Source organism: Amycolatopsis sp. WAC 04182, assembly GCF_003947465.1.
Classification (GTDB): Bacteria; Actinomycetota; Actinomycetes; order Mycobacteriales; family Pseudonocardiaceae; genus Amycolatopsis.
This window is the reverse complement of record NZ_QHJJ01000030.1, coordinates 1-784: the sequence shown is the minus strand read 5'-3', so window position 1 is coordinate 784 and position 784 is coordinate 1. Positions and strand designations below refer to the sequence as shown.

Here is a 784-nt window from a genome sequence, read left to right as displayed (position 1 = left end):
CTGGTCGGCCCCACGCGCGACCCGGGCGAGGAGCCGTGGGAGCCGGTCATGCGCCGGGTACGCGAGGAGTTCGGCGTCGGCACCTGGACGGCCACGGGCTCCTTCCAGCACACCGGCGAGCACCACCACGACGTGCTGGCCGGCTCGCCCTTCTCCGACCTGGAGTCCGGCCGGTACGAGCAGCGCCTCGCCTACGACCTCGACGCCCTGCCCGGCCTGCAGCTCTCCTACGCCTACACGGCCCCGGCCAGGCTGGGCGCCCGGCTGCCCGCGTTCGTCGAGGCGGCGGGGGCCGCCCGGCTGGACGCCGCCCCGTCCGGCCGCGGGGAACGGGTGACGACGCCCGAGGTCATCCTCGCCCGGCGCCCCGCCCCGAGCCGGACCGCCTGAGCGGCACCGTACGGCCGGCGACCGCTGCCTGTGCCGCGGGTGTTCCGGTCACCCGCGGCTTCTCCGCCCGTGACCTCATCGTCCGGGAAGGCGTCTGATCGCCAGACCCGCCACCCGTACGGCCGCCGCGGGCCACAGCCGGGCCATCCGCCGGCCGGTGAGGGAGGCGTACCAGATGAGGAACGGCGAGGTCGCGGGCAGCGGGAGGATCTGCACGTCGCGGCGCGGCAGCAACCACGTCAGGTCCACCGTGGCGAAGCCGTCGGTGAAGCGCCACGGCCCGAGCGGCAGCAACAACACCAGCGCCGCCAGCGGCCAGGGCCGGCCCACGAGCACGGCCAGCGCGGCGAGCCCCACCCTGGGCACGGTCACGACCGCGAACGCGGCCGGATCG

2 protein-coding genes are annotated in these 784 nt (G+C 76.5%); one reads left to right on the top strand and one right to left on the bottom strand.

Features of this window, described 5'->3' with window-relative positions; translation table 11 throughout:
• Nucleotides 1-390: hypothetical protein (locus tag DMH01_RS42315; protein WP_233621887.1), on the top strand; the 390-nt coding region annotated here is incomplete at its 5' end.
• Between the two features lie 75 nt (nt 391-465).
• On the opposite strand, the gene DMH01_RS42865 is transcribed toward DMH01_RS42315, so the two are convergent.
• Nucleotides 466-784: hypothetical protein (locus DMH01_RS42865; protein ID WP_158633301.1), on the bottom strand; the 319-nt coding region annotated here is incomplete at its 5' end.